At 61.6% G+C, this 18,031-nt stretch carries 20 protein-coding genes and 2 pseudogenes; 9 read left to right on the forward strand and 13 right to left on the reverse strand.

Annotated features, from left to right (window positions below; genetic code table 11):
* Window positions 1–121: 121 nt before the first annotated feature.
* The 6 genes from E5P2_RS34830 to E5P2_RS34855 form a co-directional block, all read right to left on the reverse strand.
* Window positions 122–850, reverse strand: a complete 729-nt coding sequence (locus tag E5P2_RS34830; protein WP_162571603.1) for a conjugal transfer protein TrbF — start codon at window positions 848–850, stop codon at window positions 122–124.
* A complete protein-coding gene (locus tag E5P2_RS34835) occupies window positions 847–3,408 on the reverse strand; it encodes a VirB4 family type IV secretion/conjugal transfer ATPase (protein WP_162571604.1) in 2,562 nt (853 codons plus the stop codon). Before E5P2_RS34835 ends, E5P2_RS34830 begins: the two co-directional genes overlap by 4 nt.
* A complete protein-coding gene (locus E5P2_RS34840) occupies window positions 3,405–3,716 on the reverse strand; it encodes a conjugal transfer protein TrbD (protein WP_162571605.1) in 312 nt (103 codons plus the stop codon). The genes E5P2_RS34835 and E5P2_RS34840 overlap by 4 nt, the downstream gene beginning before the upstream one ends.
* Window positions 3,717–3,719: 3 nt before the next feature.
* Complete coding sequence (locus E5P2_RS34845) at window positions 3,720–4,073, reverse strand: TrbC/VirB2 family protein (protein ID WP_443083583.1); 354 nt, start codon at window positions 4,071–4,073, stop codon at window positions 3,720–3,722.
* A gap of 57 nt (window positions 4,074–4,130) precedes the next feature.
* Window positions 4,131–5,090: a P-type conjugative transfer ATPase TrbB gene (gene trbB / locus E5P2_RS34850; RefSeq protein WP_269475719.1), complete on the reverse strand. Its 960-nt coding sequence runs from the start codon at window positions 5,088–5,090 to the stop codon at window positions 4,131–4,133.
* Window positions 5,091–5,269: 179 nt separating this feature from the next.
* Complete coding sequence (locus E5P2_RS34855) at window positions 5,270–5,632, reverse strand: transcriptional regulator (RefSeq protein WP_162571606.1); 363 nt, start codon at window positions 5,630–5,632, stop codon at window positions 5,270–5,272.
* A gap of 249 nt (window positions 5,633–5,881) precedes the next feature.
* Between E5P2_RS34855 and E5P2_RS34860 the strand changes: the two genes are divergently transcribed.
* The 4 genes from E5P2_RS34860 to E5P2_RS34875 all read left to right on the forward strand — a co-directional run bounded on the left by E5P2_RS34860 (window position 5,882) and on the right by E5P2_RS34875 (window position 9,556).
* Window positions 5,882–6,499: a type IV toxin-antitoxin system AbiEi family antitoxin domain-containing protein gene (locus E5P2_RS34860; protein WP_162571607.1), complete on the forward strand. Its 618-nt coding sequence runs from the start codon at window positions 5,882–5,884 to the stop codon at window positions 6,497–6,499.
* Window positions 6,496–7,341 carry a nucleotidyl transferase AbiEii/AbiGii toxin family protein gene (locus E5P2_RS34865; RefSeq protein ID WP_162571608.1) on the forward strand — a complete coding sequence of 282 codons (846 nt, stop codon included), beginning with the start codon at window positions 6,496–6,498 and terminating at the stop codon, window positions 7,339–7,341. The genes E5P2_RS34860 and E5P2_RS34865 overlap by 4 nt, the downstream gene beginning before the upstream one ends.
* Window positions 7,342–7,636: 295 nt before the next feature.
* A complete protein-coding gene (locus E5P2_RS34870) occupies window positions 7,637–8,668 on the forward strand; it encodes a tyrosine-type recombinase/integrase (RefSeq protein WP_162571609.1) in 1,032 nt (343 codons plus the stop codon).
* A gap of 342 nt (window positions 8,669–9,010) precedes the next feature.
* On the forward strand, window positions 9,011–9,556 hold the full coding sequence (locus E5P2_RS34875; RefSeq protein WP_197908655.1) for an H-NS family nucleoid-associated regulatory protein: 546 nt from the start codon (window positions 9,011–9,013) through the stop codon (window positions 9,554–9,556).
* A 231-nt stretch (window positions 9,557–9,787) separates the two neighbouring features.
* Here E5P2_RS34875 and E5P2_RS34880 read toward each other — a convergent pair whose 3' ends face one another.
* The gene (locus E5P2_RS34880; RefSeq protein WP_232081008.1) at window positions 9,788–10,129 is read right to left on the reverse strand and encodes a hypothetical protein; all 342 of its coding nucleotides are present in this window, start codon (window positions 10,127–10,129) and stop codon (window positions 9,788–9,790) included.
* 84 nt (window positions 10,130–10,213) lie between these two features.
* A complete protein-coding gene (locus E5P2_RS34885; RefSeq protein ID WP_162571611.1) occupies window positions 10,214–10,552 on the reverse strand; it encodes a hypothetical protein in 339 nt (112 codons plus the stop codon).
* Between the two features lie 59 nt (window positions 10,553–10,611).
* Between E5P2_RS34885 and E5P2_RS34890 the strand changes: the two genes are divergently transcribed.
* Window positions 10,612–10,773: a hypothetical protein gene (locus E5P2_RS34890; protein ID WP_162571612.1), complete on the forward strand. Its 162-nt coding sequence runs from the start codon at window positions 10,612–10,614 to the stop codon at window positions 10,771–10,773.
* Between the two features lie 34 nt (window positions 10,774–10,807).
* Here E5P2_RS34890 and E5P2_RS34895 read toward each other — a convergent pair whose 3' ends face one another.
* Entirely contained in the window at window positions 10,808–11,134 is a 327-nt protein-coding gene (locus E5P2_RS34895) for a hypothetical protein (protein WP_162571613.1), read from the reverse strand.
* A 588-nt stretch (window positions 11,135–11,722) separates the two neighbouring features.
* On the opposite strand from E5P2_RS34895, the pseudogene E5P2_RS38325 reads away from it, so the two are divergent.
* The 3 genes and pseudogenes from E5P2_RS38325 to E5P2_RS34915 all read left to right on the forward strand — a co-directional run bounded on the left by E5P2_RS38325 (window position 11,723) and on the right by E5P2_RS34915 (window position 13,203).
* Window positions 11,723–12,231, forward strand: a pseudogene (locus E5P2_RS38325) (helicase C-terminal domain-containing protein).
* Window positions 12,232–12,509: 278 nt separating this feature from the next.
* Window positions 12,510–12,871, forward strand: a pseudogene (locus E5P2_RS34910) (type II toxin-antitoxin system RelE/ParE family toxin).
* 5 nt (window positions 12,872–12,876) lie between these two features.
* A complete protein-coding gene (locus E5P2_RS34915; protein ID WP_162571616.1) occupies window positions 12,877–13,203 on the forward strand; it encodes a helix-turn-helix domain-containing transcriptional regulator in 327 nt (108 codons plus the stop codon).
* Between the two features lie 208 nt (window positions 13,204–13,411).
* Here the strand turns inward: E5P2_RS34915 and E5P2_RS34920 are convergent, their stop codons facing one another.
* A complete protein-coding gene (locus E5P2_RS34920; protein WP_162571617.1) occupies window positions 13,412–13,747 on the reverse strand; it encodes a hypothetical protein in 336 nt (111 codons plus the stop codon).
* Window positions 13,748–13,872: 125 nt separating this feature from the next.
* On the opposite strand from E5P2_RS34920, the gene E5P2_RS34925 reads away from it, so the two are divergent.
* Window positions 13,873–14,418 carry a hypothetical protein gene (locus tag E5P2_RS34925; protein ID WP_162571155.1) on the forward strand — a complete coding sequence of 182 codons (546 nt, stop codon included), beginning with the start codon at window positions 13,873–13,875 and terminating at the stop codon, window positions 14,416–14,418.
* Between the two features lie 115 nt (window positions 14,419–14,533).
* Here the strand turns inward: E5P2_RS34925 and E5P2_RS34930 are convergent, their stop codons facing one another.
* The 3 genes from E5P2_RS34930 to E5P2_RS34940 form a co-directional block, all read right to left on the reverse strand.
* Window positions 14,534–14,893 carry an HVO_A0114 family putative DNA-binding protein gene (locus tag E5P2_RS34930; protein WP_162571618.1) on the reverse strand — a complete coding sequence of 120 codons (360 nt, stop codon included), beginning with the start codon at window positions 14,891–14,893 and terminating at the stop codon, window positions 14,534–14,536.
* Window positions 14,890–15,246 carry a toxin-antitoxin system TumE family protein gene (locus E5P2_RS34935; protein ID WP_162571619.1) on the reverse strand — a complete coding sequence of 119 codons (357 nt, stop codon included), beginning with the start codon at window positions 15,244–15,246 and terminating at the stop codon, window positions 14,890–14,892. The genes E5P2_RS34930 and E5P2_RS34935 overlap by 4 nt, the downstream gene beginning before the upstream one ends.
* Window positions 15,247–15,997: 751 nt before the next feature.
* Complete coding sequence (locus tag E5P2_RS34940) at window positions 15,998–17,407, reverse strand: replication initiation protein (RefSeq protein WP_162571620.1); 1,410 nt, start codon at window positions 17,405–17,407, stop codon at window positions 15,998–16,000.
* Window positions 17,408–18,031 lie beyond the last annotated feature (624 nt).

An 18,031-nucleotide genomic window follows, 5' to 3' on the forward strand; every position in this document is an offset into this window, starting at 1 on the left:
CACGGGTGCAGCGAGCGGGTCTGCTGACGGTCCTTCGAGATTGGGCGGAGTTGCCGCCATCGTGGTCAGGGGCAGCAGGCCGAGAGCAAAGGCTGAGATGTACTTTTTCATGATGAACGTCTCAAACCTGTTTGGACCAGGAGAAATCGCGCACGTAGATCCCCATGGGGTTGTTTCGGATCTGCTCTTCGGTCGTCTTTGTCGACGGTGGAACGGTGAACACAGTGACCAGCGCGCGCATGCGCGAAGGAAGTCCCTTGGCCACGCCCTGTCGATCGCGGGTGACCTCCCGCCAGTCGACTTGCCAGGTGTCAGGGGTTTGCGGCAGCACGGAGAGGATTTCGATGCTCACCGTCTCTTTTTCAGCGCGCTTGAATGGACTCGCATCTGCAGTGCCGTTGAGCCATTCGTTCATCTTGGCCGTGGCCGGATCGTTGGGTCCTAGGAACGCATAGAGGCGGAAGACCGCCTTGCGTTGCAGGGCGATGTCTGGCGTCACCATTCGCGCGTCAGAGACGAACGCCGCGACCGTGGCATGTACGACGCGCTCGTCCACCGGCGCGGCGCGGCCGGCTTGCTGCACTGCGACGGCCTGGCCGAGCCTGTCGACCTCTACGACGTAGGGGACGAACTTCGACTGGGCGCCGATGTGGGCCATGCCGCCAACGCCTGCCAGGGCAATCAGCATCGAGAGAATGCCTACCACCTGCCAGGTTTGGCGCGAGGACACGACCCCGCCCACGTGATCGTTCCACGTCCTGCGTGCCGCAAAGTACGGGTTCTCTTGCATCTGAGCGCGTGGAGCTTTGGTGCTCGGTGCCGTCCGTCTCTTCTTGAAAGGATTTCTCATGCTGCAGCTGCTGCGAGTTCATTCATGTTCAGGTTCTTGAGTGCCAGCCATTCGGCCACCCACCCGTCGCCATGGCGGGTTTCGAGCTTCTTGATGTCCGCCACCGACTCCTTGTCGGTGTGCCCGACGAACGCCAATGAGAAGGGCCCGAGGGCGAGGTCGAAAAGCCGTCGCCCCTTTTCCGAAACGCTGTAGTAGTGGCGCTTGGGAATCGCCGTGGCCAGGATTTCGATCTGTCGGGTGTTCAGCCCCATGCGGCGATAGAGTGCCGAGGTGTCCTCATCCCGTGCGTAGATGTTGGGCAGGAAGACCTTGGTTGCCGTCGACTCGACAATCACATCCAGGATGCCGGAATTGGCGGCGTCCGTCAGGCTCTGAGTGGCCATAAGAACCATGCAGTTCGCCTTGCGAAGCACCTTGAGCCATTCGCGGATCTTTTCTCGGAACACCGGGTGACCTAGCATCAGCCAGGCTTCGTCGAGCACGATCAGGGCGGGCTGGCCACGCAGCGAACGCTCGATGCGTCGGAACAGGTAGAGAAGCACCGGCAGCGCATACCGATTTCCGAGGTTCATCAGCTCCTCGATTTCCAGGACCGTGAAGTCCGAGAGCTCCAGCCCGTCGCGATCGGCGTCGAGCAAGTGACCCATCGCGCCGTCAGCGGTGTAGACGTGCAGAGCTTCCCGCAGAGCATCATCTTGCAGCGTGACGACGAATTCGGAGAATGTGGTCGCGCCACTCCTGCTCATGGAGACGATGGCGTTTCCGATCTCGTTGCGCTGCGTGGGCGTCGTCTTGACGTCGTTGAGTGCGAGCATGGTGTCGATCCACTCCATCGCCCAGGCGCGATCGCTCTTCGTCTCCAGAAACTGCAACGGGCTGAAGGCGAGCTTTTCATCGTCGGCCGCAACCGTGAAGTGAAGGCCGGTTCGACCGCCCGTCGCCGCCCTGACTGCAGCGGCCAAGGGATACATCGACATGCCTTTGTCGAACGCGAAGATCGACATGCCTTGATAGCGCCGGGCCTGAGCAACGATCAGCCCCAGGAGCGTGGATTTGCCGGCGCCGGTGGGACCAAAGACAAAGGTATGGCCCAGATCGCGCACGTGCAGGTTGAAGCGAAACGGTGTCGCGCCGTGCGTCACGCAGTGCATCAACGGCGGCGCCATCGGGGGATACATCGGGTTGGGCGCCGAGTTCTGACCGCTCCAAATGGTCGACGTGGGCAAGAGATCCGCCAGATTCATCGTGTTGAGGAGCGGGCGGCGGACGTTCTCCACGCCATGGCCGGGCAGGCTTCCCAGATACGCATCCATCGTGTTGATGGTTTCGATGCGCGCTGCGAACCCGAGTACGTTGATGGCCTTTTCAATCTGACGTGCGGCGATATCGAGTTTGGCTCGATCCTCGTCCATCAGGACGACAACACTGGTGAAGTAGCCGGCCGCCACCATTCCGGAATTGACCTCGGCGATGGCTTCCTCGGCGTCGTTCACCATGGACATGGCGTCCTGGTCGACGCTTCCCGTGTTCGTGTTGAAGACCTGATCGAAGAAGCCACGGACTTTTTGCTTCCACTTCTTGCGGAACTTCTCCAGATGCGAAATGGCTTCGTGCACGTCCATGAAGATGAAGCGCGAAGACCAGCGGTACTCGCAGGCCAGCTCGCCGAGCGCGGTGAGGACGCCCGGGTAGGACTCCGGAGGAAAGCCATCGATCGCCACGACTCGCACGAACTTTTTGCCAATGCGCGGCACCACCCCGCCCCACAGCTCCTGTCCGCCGATCAGCGCATCCAGGTACATGGGGTTGGACGGGAGCTGGATCGGTTGATTGATGCCTGTGATGCAGAACTGCAGCCAGCGCAGGAAGTTGTGGTGTGTGACTTCGCGGTCGTTTTCCTGAACCTTCTTTTCACCGACCAGGCGCTGAAGGCTGATGGCCGAAGACAGGCGGGACTCGATGCTCAGGCACTCGCGCTTGAAGCTTTCGACGAGCCCCGCCGTGCAGGCCTTGTGGCCGGGCGCCTTGACGTCGTCGTCGAACATGAGTTCAACAAAGCGACGCTGCGCGAGCATCGGCGGGAAGTAGGTGACGGTGATGACGAAGTAGCCTTCGTACATCGTGCCGAGCCCTTCGAACAGGCGACGGCGCTCCTCATCCATGGCCGCAGTGACGGAGTCGCCGAAATGCGAGAGGCCGCGATCGGAGTAGGCCGGTGCTGGTCGACGTACAGCGTCGACGTGGACCATCCAGCCGCTTCCAAGGCCGGCGAGCGCTTGATTGATGCGAAACGACACCGCCTCGCGTTGCTCCTCGGTGGCGCTGGCGTTGTCCTCGCCCTGGTAGAGCCACGCCGCCATGAACGAGCCGTTCTTGCAAACAACAACGCCATCGTCGACCAGGGCGGCGTAGTTCAGCAGATCGGCCAAGCCTGCATCCTTCGAACGATGCTTCTTCAGGCGAAGCTCGCTGTCGACGGCGCGAATGCGTGCCCACAGAATGAACAGGAGGAGCGCGCCGAGCAACGCGATGAAGACCGTGATTGCGGGGATCACTTGTATGGGTTCCCTTGCATCGCCGTGTTCTCACGGAACGGTGTTGCGCGTGGAGGGTAGAAGGCCCGATAGCGGCGATGGCGCAGATACACGTGACGCATCCGTGGATCGGCTTTTGCCATCAAGCGAAAGAGGAAGAGCGATGCGAACCAGAGCACCAGGCCGAAGACCGTGGCGCGGACTTCCTGCGCACTGAATACCAGCGCGAAGGCAAGCAGACCAGAGAACATGACCAGCTCACGATCCCCGCCCATGAAGAGGTTGGTTCGGTTGCCGACCCGTCGAATGGGAACAGTGCGCAGGGCCATCGCTCAGGCCTGCGTGCTGTGGACGAGAACCGAGCTCGGAGAGACTGCGCCGAGGACAGCGCCGCGCCCGAAGAATGTGCTCATCATGTTCTGGGCTCCGACGAGGAGCGAGATCACAAGCACCAAGAAAATCAGCGTGCGGAAGAAGCCATTGAGGTCGCCGCCGAAGATCAGTCCGCCGCCGGCGATGACGAGGCCGATGATGGCAAGCGCGAACGCGACGGGCCCCGTGGCCGATGCCCGCAGCTTGTCGAGCGAATCTTCATAGGGGAGCGCTCCGCCTGTCCCTGCCGAGGCGTGCGCGTGCTGCGACAGGATCATCAACAGGATGAACAGCGCCGCGACGATGCCCAGCATTGCGGTGCGGTTTGCGCGCATGGGTTGATGAGGAGGGGTGAACATGACAGGGGTCCTTCAAAGATTGCGGGTAACGTAGGCGCCATCGGCGTAGCCGGAAACCTCAAGAATTTCCTGGATGCGTCGATCGCCTTCGGGCGTGCGGGCGATGTGAACAATCACGTGAACGGCCTCGCCTATCAGCGGTTCAATGGGCTTCGGGGAATCGGGATGCATGCTCACAAGCATGGCCAGGCGCGTGAGGCCCGCGCGGGCGTTGTTCGCATGCAGGGTGGCCGCGCCGCCTTCGTGGCCGGTGTTCCAGGCCTGCAGCAGGTCGAGCGCCTCGGGGCCGCGGACCTCGCCGACGAGGATGCGGTCCGGGCGCATGCGCAGCGTCGTCTTGAGGAGCATCGTCATGCTCACGTCCACCGTGGTGTGGAACTGGACGTGATTGATCGCGGCGCACTGGATCTCGCCCGTGTCTTCGATGATGACGATGCGTTCAGTCGGATCGAGCGCCACCATGTCATCGATGATCGCGTTGACCAGGGTTGTCTTGCCGCTGCCGGTTCCGCCAATCACGAGGATGTTGCGATGCCCCCTGACGGCCGCACGGATGACGTCGCATTGCTGCGCAGTCATTGCGCCGTTCGTCACGTACTGGTCAAGCGTGAAGATCGCTACGGCTTTTTTGCGGATGGCGAACGTGGCTTCGCGCACGACGGGCGGCAGCTGGCCAGCGAAGCGTGATCCGTCGAGCGGGAATTCGCACTCGAGCATGGGTTTGAGTTTCGTGATTTCGCGGCCGTGGTAGCCCGCCACGGTCTTCATCACCGACTGCGCTTGCGAGCCGCGCATCGAGCCAATGTGGCGCATGCCCTCGCCGAGGCGCTCTTGCCAGAGCTTTCCGTCCGCGTTGAGCATGATCTCCACGGTGCGCGGATCGTTCAGGGCGCCCATGAAGACCTCTCCGAGGTCGCGCACGAGCATCGCCTTCGCCCGCGTCTGCTTTACCGAAATGTCGTCCTCTGTCACAACCTGCATCCTGATTAACAACTGGACGCATTATTACACTTAAACTAACGATATATCGTTCATTAAGAGAGATTTTTCGTGCATACGACGACCAGCATTGCGCCGTGCGGGGCAACGTAGCATTCGAATCGACGGGGTTTTAGCCGCTAAAACGCGGCTGGCGCTTACGCCCTGGTCTCTCAGGTGCGCTGGAGGCGCTTGCGGGCGACCTCGCCCCACTGCTTCACCTGGAACGCCTGCACGCTGGGGAGCACCACGGAGACGCGTTCGAAACCGGATGGAAGACTACTCTTGGTGGAGGCGCCTTTGAGGGCATCGAGGGCCTCGCGGTCGAGATCTGTTGATTCCAGAAGCAGCGGGAGCGGTGTGTCGAGTGCATCGGCAATCAGCTCCATCAGTTCGAGGGAGGGGTTGGCCTTCCCATTCGTCAGGTCCGACAAGTAGGAGATGGACACCCCTGCTTTCTCTGCAAGCTCATGCTTGGTCATGCCTTGCTCGTGGAGTAGCCGCAGAACGTTTGTGTAGAAGATGTGGATGTACACGGATGCCAGGCGCCAATGATTGAACGTGATCACAGACTTTAGCCGCTAAAGTTCTTGCGGAGGGTGACGCACGTCTTTGGCTACTTTCGCCCGCGCAATGGGTCGTCGGCCACTCGCCTCACATGACGAGCTAGCTGCTGGCCGCGCGCTGAAAGCGCGCACCTGGCGCACCCTATCGGTGTTCCGGCCGCAGATGCGTTATCTAGTCATTTATTGACAAATGAATAATTATTGCAACATACTCTAAGAATGGCACTCCGCTCGGAATCAACGCTGGAACAGGCCGCCCTGGCGCTCGCCGAGCGCCAGCCGCTGCTGCGCGCACGCGATCTGGCTGAGCACGGCGTGGCGACGATGGTCCTCAGCCGGCTGGTTTCGGCCGGCAAGCTCGAACGAGTCGCCCGCGGCATCTACAGCCTGCCGGGACGCGCGCTCAGCGAGCACCGGTCCCTGGCCGAGGTCGCCCTGCGCGTGCCGCGGGGCGTGGTGTGCCTGCTGTCGGCGCTGCGCGTCCACGACATCGGCACGCAGGCGCCGTTCGAGGTCTGGATGGCGATCCCCCATCACTCGCCCACACCCCGCCTGGACCAACCGGCGCTGCGCGTGGTGCGCATGTCGGGGGCGGCATTGACCGAGGGCATCGAACCGGTCGTGATCGATGGCGTGAATGTGGCCGTATTCAATGCGGCCAAGACGGTGGCCGACTGTTTCAAGTACCGCAACAAGATCGGCCTGGACGTGGCGCTGGAGGCGCTGCGCGATGGCTGGTCGCAGCGCAAGCTGACCATGGATGCGCTGTGGCATTACGCCACGGCGGATCGCGTGGCCAATGTCATGCGGCCCTATCTGGAAAGCATCACTGCATGAGCCGCAACCTCGCCGCTTCCATCCTCTCCCGCTTGAAGCAGCGCGCCGATGCCTCGAGGCAGGACTTCAACCTGACGCTCACCCACTATGGGCTGGAGCGGCTGCTGTACCGGCTGTCGGTCTCGCCCCATGCGCCTAATTACCTGCTCAAGGGCGCCCTGCTGTTTTCGCTGTGGTATGACCAACCGCATCGGCCGACGCGCGATGCGGACCTGCTGGGGTTTGGCCCGGACGACATCGACTCCGCAGTTTCGGCGTTCCGCGAGATCTGCGAGATCACGGTGGAAGATGGCATCGCGTTCGACCCGGCCTCCGTCAAGGGTTCGGTGATTCGCAAGGAAGCGGGCTACGGCGGTGTACGGATCGACCTGCAGGCGAAGTTGGACGGTGCGCGCATCGCACTGCAGGTGGACATCGGTTTTGGCGATGTGGTCACGCCCGTGGCGGAATCGGTGAGCTACCCGGTGCTGCTCGAGGGCCTGCCCGCTCCACACCTGCGCACCTATCCGAAATACACCGTGGTGGCCGAGAAGTTTCATGCGGTGTGCCTGCTGGGCATGGTCAACACGCGCATGAAGGACTATTTCGATCTGTGGGTGTTGCTGCACGAAGGTACCTTGGATACCACCGAACTGCGCCGCGCAATCGAAGCAACGTTTGCGCGGCGGAAACTGGCATTGCCCAGCACCCTCCCCTCGGGTTTGAGTGACGCATTCGCGCAGGATGCGGCGAAACAAAGACAGTGGGCCGCATTCCTGCAAAAGAATCGATTGGAGGCACTGGACCTCGCCGAGGTCGTCGCGTTTTTGCGCGGCGAATTCGAGAAGCTGGGAGCTGCATGAAGAGCCTGATCTGAAGAAAGGCGGGGCCTTTTTGGTTGGAAGCAAGGTAGATCGCCTTGCAGCGCTACAGGATTGATTACGGCCAGGCAGGCGTGGCGCCTCGCGCAACGGCCAAGCAGAAAGAACCCATGCTCAACGTGCTTGATGGCATGACGGGATTGCGCCAGTCGGCGGCATCGTGCCACATCAATTTACGCTAACGGCATACACTTCTTACACCTAAAACCAACGTCCGTCTCACACGTGCCTCACCGCCCCGATACATAATCAAAAGAAGCGCCGTTAGCGTATTTAAATGTCCACTTCATCCCTCCCCCTTTTCGACGAAACGCCCGCCGAGAGCCATCGTCTTGCGTTCGAGCAGTGGCTCGATGGCCAGCGCGCTTCAGGTTCATTGCGCCAGCCGGCGTCGGTCCAGGTCTATCGCGACATGTGGGGTGCGTTCGCGGCCTGGTGTCTGGGCCAGTCCCCCGCCGTCACGCTGGCATCGCTCGACTTGCAGGATCTGCAGGCCTTCCAGGCAGCGCGCTTCGGCCGCAAGAGTTCGGATCTTTCCCTCTCACCCCGCCACGCACTGAAGCTGGTGCGCCTCATCGATCGGGTGCTGCGCCACCATGCTGCAGAGACCGACATGCCGCCGAACACTGCAGCCTCAGACTGGCTCGAATCGCACCCCGAGGTGCGGTATGCCGAGTCCGCCCACGCCGATCCATTACCAGAGTTCCTGTCGGTCGCCGAGGCCAGGCATCTGATTACCTTTTTGTCGAACGCGCGGCCGCGCCCCGGGCTTTCCGCTGCAAGAAGAGATGCCCACGCAGCTTTCACATGGCAAGAGCTTCGCAACCGGACCGCGGTGGCATTGCAGTTGGGGGGCGGGCTGACGCCCGGCGACGTTCGCGCCCTGACGTTGGCTTCCCCCGTCTCGCGCGGTGGCCGCGTGCGAGATCGGCCCTGGAAGGTTGCCGTACCGGGCGACGGCAACTCGCTGGCGCGGGAGACGCCGATCGCGTCATGGGCGGGCGAGCTGCTTCAGCATTGGCTGCAGGTCCGGCGCGAGGCTGCGATCGAAGGCACCTTCCTGTTTCCGTCGACCCGCGCAGGAAAGCCCTGGGGGAAAGAGTCGCAGTACAAGTGTGCCAAAGCCGTGCTGGAAGATGCAGGGCTCGATAGCAACGAGGGCGGCTCGTTCCGGCTGCGGCATACGTTCGCCTTGCGACAGCTGCGGCGCGGCTTCGAGCCTGAGATGGTGGCTCGTTGGCTGGGTGTCGAGCCAGAGGTGATGGACAGGTACAAGCGTGTCGTGACCACACCGATCGACGTAGTCTGAACCAGGTCGGAGCTGCGAACGGTCGCCCTCCCCTGCGGGATGCCGATCAGATCTGTGTGGTCGCACAGTCGACCTTCGTGACTCTGGCTTCGCTCCATGCCACGAGCGTGCAAGCCCTTCGGGTGCCCCATTTTGGAGTGAGGAAAGCAAGAGTTTCTCGCCAGCGCCGCGTATTACCTTGAAGTGATTGTCAATTCGCGCGGAGTCGTGACTGGTCACGCGGATCTGATTCAGCAAATAATCCATCGGCATCTAAATCATCGCGCTACCGTTCGGAGACTGGCAGAATCGCGGCTGGGGAGTTCGAGTACGCTCCCCCTCAATAACTCAAGAAAGCAAGCAATGGCACAAACCTATAAGCAGATCCAAAAACAGATCGATCAACTCCAGCGCCAAGCAGAAGTGATGCGCAACGGTGAAATCAAAGGCGTGGTCGAGCGTATCAGGGTCGCTATCGCGCACTACGGTCTGACTGCGGCGCATCTGGGACTCGGCTCTGAGCCGGGCAACGCCACCGGAAAACCGAAGACTGCGGCAGCGAAGTCTTCTACCAAGTCGAAAGCGAAGTTCGGCGACGGCAATGGCAATGTGTGGTCAGGCCGGGGTCCACGTCCGCATTGGCTGCGCGATGCCTTGAAGGCAGGACGATCGATCGACGAGTTCCGGGCTGGGTCGAGCGCCAAGTCGAAACCAGCTGCTGCGGCAGCTGCGCAGGTCGAAGCGGCAGCTCCGGCCGCCAAGGCGCCCGCGAAGAAGTCCAAGCGTGCGCCATCCAAATTCCACTACAGCGATGGCGCGGGGAACTCGTGGACCGGCCGCGGTCCGAAGCCCGGGTGGCTGAAAGCCGCCATCGACAGCGGCAAGTCGCTCCAGGACTTCGCGCAATAGATGTACCGTCGCGAGAAAGGTCGCTGATCGTGGGGCCCAAATCCCCACTCGATTGCCAAGACCTGCTCGCTTTACGTCGGCCAGACTGAGTCAACTCCGAGGCCCGCGCGGCGCGCTTCCGAATTGCCTGCCAGCCATTCATGCGCCGCAACCGCATCGCTAGCACCTGCATTTACGGTTATAGATGCGCTGGTGGTTAAGCAGCGAAAGCTGCGCTGGCTTGCTGAATGCTTAACAAAGCGCAGGGTTCAGCAGATCGATGCCTGCGCCCTTGCATTTGATCCATGGCCCGGACGGATGTCCGCGACCATCCCATGCCAACAGCGCGGCCCGGGCATCGGCCTGATGCTCATAGCAGTATCGGCGCTGATATCCAACGTCGTCCAAGCCGACGACCACAGCCGTCGTGAAATTGAATCGCTTGACGGCGCAGACCTGATCACCGATCGCACGGACGTCTGCGTATCCACTGGCGATCAGCATCTGAACCAGATTCGACGAAGCAGCGGGCGGCTCGAGCGCTTGAGAACCGACCGATTTGCGGGGACGCGCGGTAGCAGTGATGGACGGCATGCCGTTATTGTGGGTTTTTCTTTGTGGCGAAACGACATCGCGTTGCACGACACGTGGCGGTGCTCAGTGACCCCTGAATCCAGCTCACCCTTGGATAGCCTTGGCCGCACGACGATAGATCAGGATCATGGTCGCCAAGCCAACCGATGACACCAGCGTCGATGCGAGCGTAAGCACATAGACCAAATCCGGAATCTCCTCGCCTGTTGCCGAAATCACGAGGAATATCGTCAAGGCCCAAAGCGCACCCCATCGCAGAATGTAAATGTCCATGTACGTCTTCAACCAGACAGCATTTCGATAGTTGATCTCTCCCGCCTCTTCAGAGGTCGCCCCGCCGGGCACAACCTCCAGAAAAGTACGAGGCGACCAAAAGCGCCTCCAGACGGAGGTATCTTGGGCTAGCTGGTGAGAAACGGTCATAGGAGTGCAGCCTATCCTCTTCGTGCAGGGTGACGGCGCCATGCTTCCATCATCTTGCCATGCCAGAAGCCTTGGATATCGGTCTAGCCACGGACGCCTGCGATCTCGATGGTTCGGCAGTGAGCTTTCGCTGTGCCGCCGCCGATACGTCCGCCGAGACATTCAATTTCCCCACACCATATGGCGTCGGCCTCATCGTCGAAGGGACGCCGCCGACCTGATTCACGGCTTGAGAACCGCGCGTCATTTCGACTTCTACCTCTCTATGGTCCGCACGGTGCGCGGCTCGGAAAGAGGCGCCCCGTCCGCGCCCAAATGACGGCGCCGCACCTCGTTCGCCGCTTGTTCAGCGGCCAAGATGAATGTCGTTTGACCGGCCATGCTGCTTGACGCCATCCAGCGATCGCGCACGTCGCCATAGACGAGCCGATCGGCACCGTCGATCACCGAAACACCCACCGCGATCTCAAGACGTTCTGAACGAGGAGCACCAAAGGCGTCGCCACCTGGCGATGCCAGCGTCACTGCACCACCCAGCTTGTACATGTTTGACGGCCCGGACTTCACCGCGACGGTGTCCATCGTGGCGAAGCCCAAAGCCCTGGACAGCGGACCGTGCGAGCTATGCGTCGATCAAGAGGTGGCTCTGAAAGCAGGTCCACCGCGGCATGCGCGGCCCACCCAAGACGCGCCAGACACCCCACCCTCCACAAGCACCACGAATGCCTTCGTTCCGGTTTCCGCGTCGGAGATTCGGAAGGCGCCTGCGTGTCGTCCCGCACGAATGAGCGCGACCGCGCGAACCTGGGGCAGCCCGACCGGCGCAGCCGGGCAAACCCAGCCGCGAGGAACGTTTCGCTCGCTGCGAGTTCAGGATTTCTCATGGCCAAAGAGCAGGATCTGGACCTTCACCCAACGGTGGGAGACGCACCATCGCCCCACGGCGATTCGTCGATCATCTGAAATGCCGACTACGCTCGTGTGAAACAGCGACTACGCTCGCCTGAAATGGCCGACGACGATGACCTGAATTACGCATCCAGCCGCTCGCCCGCGCTTGTGGTCATGTGGAAATCCAGCGCCACCTTGGACCCGATTTGGCGGGCGCAAGCAGAGGTGTTGGTGGTCAATATTGAATCGGCGCCGACACTGTTCACCTCCAGGGGCCAGATGGAGGCCCGCCACGCTGCGCTGCCGAAAGACTTGAGTGGGCAGGTGCAGATGCAAGGCGAGTGCTCGCGCAACGCGTGGCTCGCGGAGCGCGGCCGTCGCGTTGCGCGCGGCAAACGCAGCATCATCTTCGGGTTGCAATCGTTCGGTGAAGGCATCGACTTGCCGGGGCCGCTGTGTGAGCACGTGGTGATCGACAAGCTCCCCTTCACCCCACCCCAACTCCGGTGGAGGAAGCGTTGGCCGAATGGTTGAGTGGCCAGGGACGTGACCCGTTTGTCGCGATCGCCGTGCCGCGCGCGGCGATGAAGCTGGCCGAATGGGCCGGCCGCGGCGTGCGCACCGTGACCGACCGTGCCGTGATCACCGTGTGCGATACGCGCGTCGTGACGATGCGATACGGGCGCGAAATCCTGGCTGGGCTGCCGCCATTTCCCGTGGTGCGCTCGAAAATCGTCGCACCAGCCACGACAGACTCTGGCTCAGGTGTTGGCGCTCCGCTGACCTGAGGTGGCGATGGCGGCTGTCGATCAGCCGTCGACAGTGAGCGGCGAATGAACATCGGCGCCGCCAGATTTCGCGCACCCTAGTGACTGGCGGGCGCCAATCAAAGGGCCGAAGCCCCGCGCGCTATACAAGCCGTGCGGGCGGCGAGGATCCGGCGCGTGGGTCATTTCCGGACCGGCCGCAACAACGGCATGATCGCTTGCAGCCGGGCCACCGGCCCTGGGCACCTGCCCCGGACGAGGCGCTTGCCATTTGGGTAACCTATACGTCACCATTGGATATGGGCATTCAAGTCGACGAGTATCTGCGCGAGACGGATCAAGCCCCTACAAGACATGGTTCGATGGCCTGGATGCGCAGGCTGCAGCCAAAGTGGTGACGGCCAAGCTGCGACTCGAACTCGGCAACACCTCGAGCGTGAAATGGTTCGATGGGCTTGGTGAGTACGTCATCGATTGGGGGCCCGGATACCGCATCTATCTGGCCAAGGACGGTGACCGGTTGATCGTGCTCTTCGGCGGCGGAACAAAGCGCGGTCAGCAGCGCGACATCGACAGAGCCAAGATGCTGCAATCCGAATACAAGGCCAGAAAGAAAGCCGCTACTGCAGCCGCAAGGAAGTTCGGCAAACACAAGAGGTGAAACAGATGGCACTGACCCGCAATTTCAAACACACGGTGATCGAGCGCGTGGAGCGAGATCCTGCCTTCGCCAAGGCCCTGCTGGACGAAGCGGCTACGCTGTTCCTGAACGGCGAGGCTGAGACCGCACGCCTGATCCTGCGCGACCTGGTCAACGCGACCCTCGGTTTCGAGCAGCTTGCGCAGGCGACTCACAAGCCAAGCAAGAGCCTGCACCGCATGCTGTCACCCCAGGGTAATCCGAGCATGGACAACCTGGCCGCGATCTTCAGCGCTGTTCGTCAGCGCCTCGGCGTGGGATTCGAAGTGCATGCGGTGCAGGCCCACGCATAGAGGCACCGTGTTGATGGAGCGGGCGAAAGTGGCCGGCGCCAACTACGAAGGCTTCTGAATACGGCAATGGGGGTCGGCAGACCCGCGGCAGACGGCCATGATCGCAACAATTGGATGCAATGACCACCCGCCCGCTCGGCATGCCGCGCGGGCGGTCGAAGCAGGAGACCATGAGGGCGGCCAACTAGCGGCCTTGGGCCTTGCGATCTCACCCTGTATCGGATCCCTCCCGAACCCCTTTTGCAAGCCATGGGGGAGTCACCTTGATGCACGGGTGATCCGGATGCAACTCGACATCTTCGAACACAGCCGCGAGGTGATGCTGAGAAACGACGCTGTGCATGCGCTCGAGCGGCGCGACGCGTCGGCCGCTCTGCAAGCTTGCGATCGCCTTTCCTCGGAATATCCGGCCGACGAGTCCTTGCCGTCGCTGCGCGTTCTCACCGGCCACATCGAGGCCGCCGAAGTCGGCCGGCACGAGGCGTTTCGCGACCACGTATCCCTGCGCGAGGCGCGACAGATGTTGCAGGAGACGATCCGTCACGCCGCACAGCGCACAGTCAGCGAGGCGGTGCCACCGTCTGGCTCGCTGCGAGCTGGCAGGAACTCGCAGGCCGCGCCGGATCGCTGGCCTTCGATGCCCGGGATCCGCAGACCCATGCGGCGAAGATGTGGCTGCGTGCAGGCAACTGGGAGGCCGCCGCGCAGGCGGTCGCCACCATCGAATCGTGGCGACGGAAACCGGCGCCGCTCGCCTGGATGGCCGAGGCCCGTTTGCACCTGCTCGGTCTGCGGGCGACCTGGCCGCTGCTCGCGGAACTGGGGTGGCTGTCGCCGGCGCTGCTGGAAGACATCGTGCAACGCTCGCCCGACCCGCTCTTGCCGAAATTGATGCGCAGCTTCGAGGCGAACTTCGACGCGTCCTCCATTTACCTCAACCAGGTGCTGGCGCGCGCCGAGGTCGACAGCGGCTACAAGCCGGCGCGCAAGCTGTGGGCTCGCACCCGCAACGGCCACTATCTGCCCAATCCCGCGATGCAGCTGCGCCGCGGCGACGGCTGGCAGCCGGTCTACGAGGCACTCAAGCTGGACTGGGTCGACCGCGGGACCGGTACGGACGATACGTTCAGGACGCGGCCAGCTTTGGCCGTGGCGAGAGCGAGCGAGCGTATGGCGGGGCGTCGCGCAAGAGTTGTTCTGAGCGCCGAGGCTTGAGGTGATTGAAGCCAGCGATGCGTCGATCAAGAGGCGATAGTGCTCGATCGGCCGGCGCGTCATGCCGCGCACCGCGGCAAGCTCACACGAGGTTTCTGATGGAACGTGCTTTGCCCTACGACAGCGTCATTTCCAACTGCACTTCGCGGTAAGGCACCTCGGGGCGAAGTCGGCCGTGCTCACCCTTCTTCAGTCGCACCAGGCCGTAGCGCTCCATCGTCTTCAGGGTGCGCGAGAGGTTGCCGGGCGTGCGACCGGTGCTGACGGCCAACTCGTGCAGGGATGAAGGGTGCGTGTCGGCGATTTGCGCCAAGAGCGCGCGGTTGCGGTTAGACAGCAGCTTGGCAAAGCTTTCGGGCGAGGTAAACCACACCTTGGGATCGCTTGCCTTGGAGCGCAGTTCGCCCCTCGCGATGGCCATCGTGCGCGCCTTCATGTCCTCATACGAGGCGATTCCGACTTTCAACGTCTTCATGTCCAAACTCCTTTTTCTCGCATCACCGATTCGACTTCCTTCCAAAACGCAGCAACCAGGGTCGCGGCATCCGTGTAGTCATAGGGTTTGACCGTGCGCAGCCGGTGCTTGTGGTCCTTGGCCTTGTGCGCCCTTCCTTGCTGGGCCGTCACGTGGTGAGCGTTGTCGAAACCAACCAGGCGTTCACCATCGGGGCCGTGCATGGTTAGCGTGTAGTCGAGGCCATGCGGCTTATCCCTAGTGGCTGGCACCTGATGCACCGCGAACTTCACCCAGTAGCCGGCCTCGTCGATCACCAACACCTGGCCGTTCAGATCCAACAACGTGTCTAGAGAGGGATCGCGGCGCGTCATACTTATCATTATCACATACTGATAACAATGTGCTCCCTTTGTCATCCAAGGCGGGGCACCGGCTCCTACAACTGGGCACGACGTACTCGGTGAAGTCGAGCATGACAACACCAAGCGCGTACTGTGGGTGCAGCGGTTGCGACACATCCCGGGGCAGTTCAGTTGCACCACTGCTTAGCAAGACGATCTGGCCAAGCGCTATCTCGCCAACGGGCTCTCGCGCAGAAACCACCTTAAGCGCTCGTTGCTCTCATGGTTCAGGAGGACGGATGATCGTTATTTCGTTTATGACGAGGCGTCGGCGCTGGCCTGCAACCTCAAATGGGATCGGCTGCGCTGACCGGTCATGTGCTGTATAGTTTTTTGAAAGCGACCGAACCATGGGCACTCTTTTCGCACACCCTGATTTTCCGGAGCTGCCGTTGTCTTCGCACCCCGCTGAGCGCAGCGCGCAGCTGCGAGTGCTTGACGACGTACTCGCGGTGGTCGAACGTCGTCATCGTGAGGGACGTGTGGGCAATTGGAGCGCCCTTCCCCGCTTTGCAGAATCGCCAGCGGTAGTGGAAGCGACAGCTGCTCACTTGCGCAAGGTGCCCTTGGAAATACGGACTTCGGCTCCTTCGAGGAGCTGAGTGGATAGTCAAGCAGCATGGCCGGACAGGATGAGTGTCGCCGTCCAGGCAGATCGTCGCCGAAGTTACCGGCGTTGTCGTGCGTGGCGCCCTTCACCCTCACCCATGCCGAGCGATCCTCAGTGCACCCCCGCATCGCCGAGCCGCGCGGCGACCGTGAGCAGGTCTTGATCCGTGGGAACGTTCCAAGCCTTGCCGATGGTCGCCTCGGCGTACATCGCAAGGAATCTGCGTTTGACTAGGTCGTGCGTCCAACCGTCCGTCTTCAGACGCTTGATCATCTGTGGATGAACCGGTCCTGCGCCTTGGCGCACCAACTCTTCCATCGCCCGGAGGATCTCGCCGGCTATCTGGAATTGCTCAGGCGCAGAAAGTTTGCGGAAATCGTCCTCGACCGCCTTGAGCCGTGACGCCCTCCAAGCCGTTTCGTACGCCTCGCGCCGCCGACCCTGAATGTCTTTCGACTCTCGACTTTCTGGATCATTGCGGGCCTCGGCTGCCACGGCCCGCGCGCTAGCGCGCTCAGCGTGCCCGGGCATCAACGAAAGCAGGTAACGCTCCGGATCGCGCACTGGCTCAGGAAATGGGGTCTCAATTCGTCGCCGCAGATCCGGGAGCGCCGTGGCCAACGCCTCGGCGCCAAACGCGTCGACGATCTTCTCGACTCGAGCGTCGCTGATGCCCAGTTCCCGGGCCTGTCGAACCGACTCGAGATCCGCTTTTTCCGGGGCTTGCTCGAGGGCCAGTTGGCGCTGCTCGTTGGGTCGAATAAGAAATTGGATCTCGTGGATGAAGCGGCCCTGCTTGTGCTCCTTCAGCTCAATCTGAAGATCGGTCACCGCGTTGATCTCCGCGATCGCTGGCTTCAATACGTCGCGCTTGAAGAAGGAGTAGTCCAGTTTCTCCAGGCGAACGGCGTCAGGCGACCTGCCTGTGATCGGGTCGTGCCACCAACGCCATTCCTTGCGCGGACTCTGCCCTACGTTCTTGTAGCGGTTCGCCACTTCGTAAAGGCACACGGCCGCATAGGTGCGCAGCTGCGCGATCATCGCCAGGTTCATCCGCGCGAACACGCGCGGATTCAGGAGTTCGTGTCGAAGCGCCGGGGCAAACGCCCAAGAAATCCACACCTGCCCGCGGACCTTCTCAATCGAGGCCTGGGCGAGCAGGCTGCAGCCGATCCATTTGTCGCCCTCTCCTGTCGTTGGTGACTGCCATTCCACCGTGGTCGTTAGCATCGCCCGGAAGTGCTTCTTGATCAGCTCGAGATCGTTCGAGTCGTACTCGAGAATGTGAACGACTTCGCTCAGCGGCGCGCGGTGCACCTCGACGTCCTTTCCCTTCCTCAACTCCTCCTGCGCAAGACAGAGGAGGACGTTGTATGTCTTCCGGCCCAGCACGGTGATCGGCTGCGACCGTGCCGACATCGCAAGTGTGCTGACAGGTTTTTTGAAAACCCGGTCGCCCTCTGGCCGATCCTGAGCTTGGACCTCGTCTGACGATTGGAGGGAAATCGACGTCTTCTGCACAACCAATTCCTTGAATGCGCGTCAATGTAACCCCGATTCCGCTCAGGTGAACGCATGATTTCATGTGTGGACCGGTCACCTCCGTGTTTCGAGTCTCCCAGCGAGAAGCGCGCAACCGCACCTTCGGCAGCTTCAAAATCCTGTTGAAGCTCATGTCAAGTTGCATGTTGGAACGGTCGCAGGAGGCTCGGAATCCCGTCGGAGCTCATGTGACGCGCTCTTGAGCGGTATTCTCCTGCCGGCGAAGTCCCTGCTGCGTGCCCTGCGTGGCCTTCTGCTCACTCCCGAATCCACCCTGCTGGGCGCCTGAAGAGCCTCATGCATCGTCCTGAATCGACTCGACCTAGCTCCTGTTGAAGCTCGGCTTTCTCCTGTATCTGCTCGCAAAAATGACATAAGTCTTTGATTTATAACAAGAAAATCGCCCATAAATGCATTAGAGGGTATTCAAGAGTGTTAGACAAATGAAACCCATGTGGCTTTTCAGAAAGAAGTCCGAGAGGAGTTCGGAGTGTGACATGAGCTAGATCAGGAGTTTGCTTTGCAGATTCTGTGTGATCGGGGACAATTCGCGCAAATCGCACAAACTAATTTGTGCGGCAGCAATCTGAGCGAAGGAGCCCC

The organism is Variovorax sp. SRS16 (genome assembly GCF_901827165.1).
Taxonomy (GTDB): domain Bacteria; phylum Pseudomonadota; class Gammaproteobacteria; order Burkholderiales; family Burkholderiaceae_C; genus Variovorax.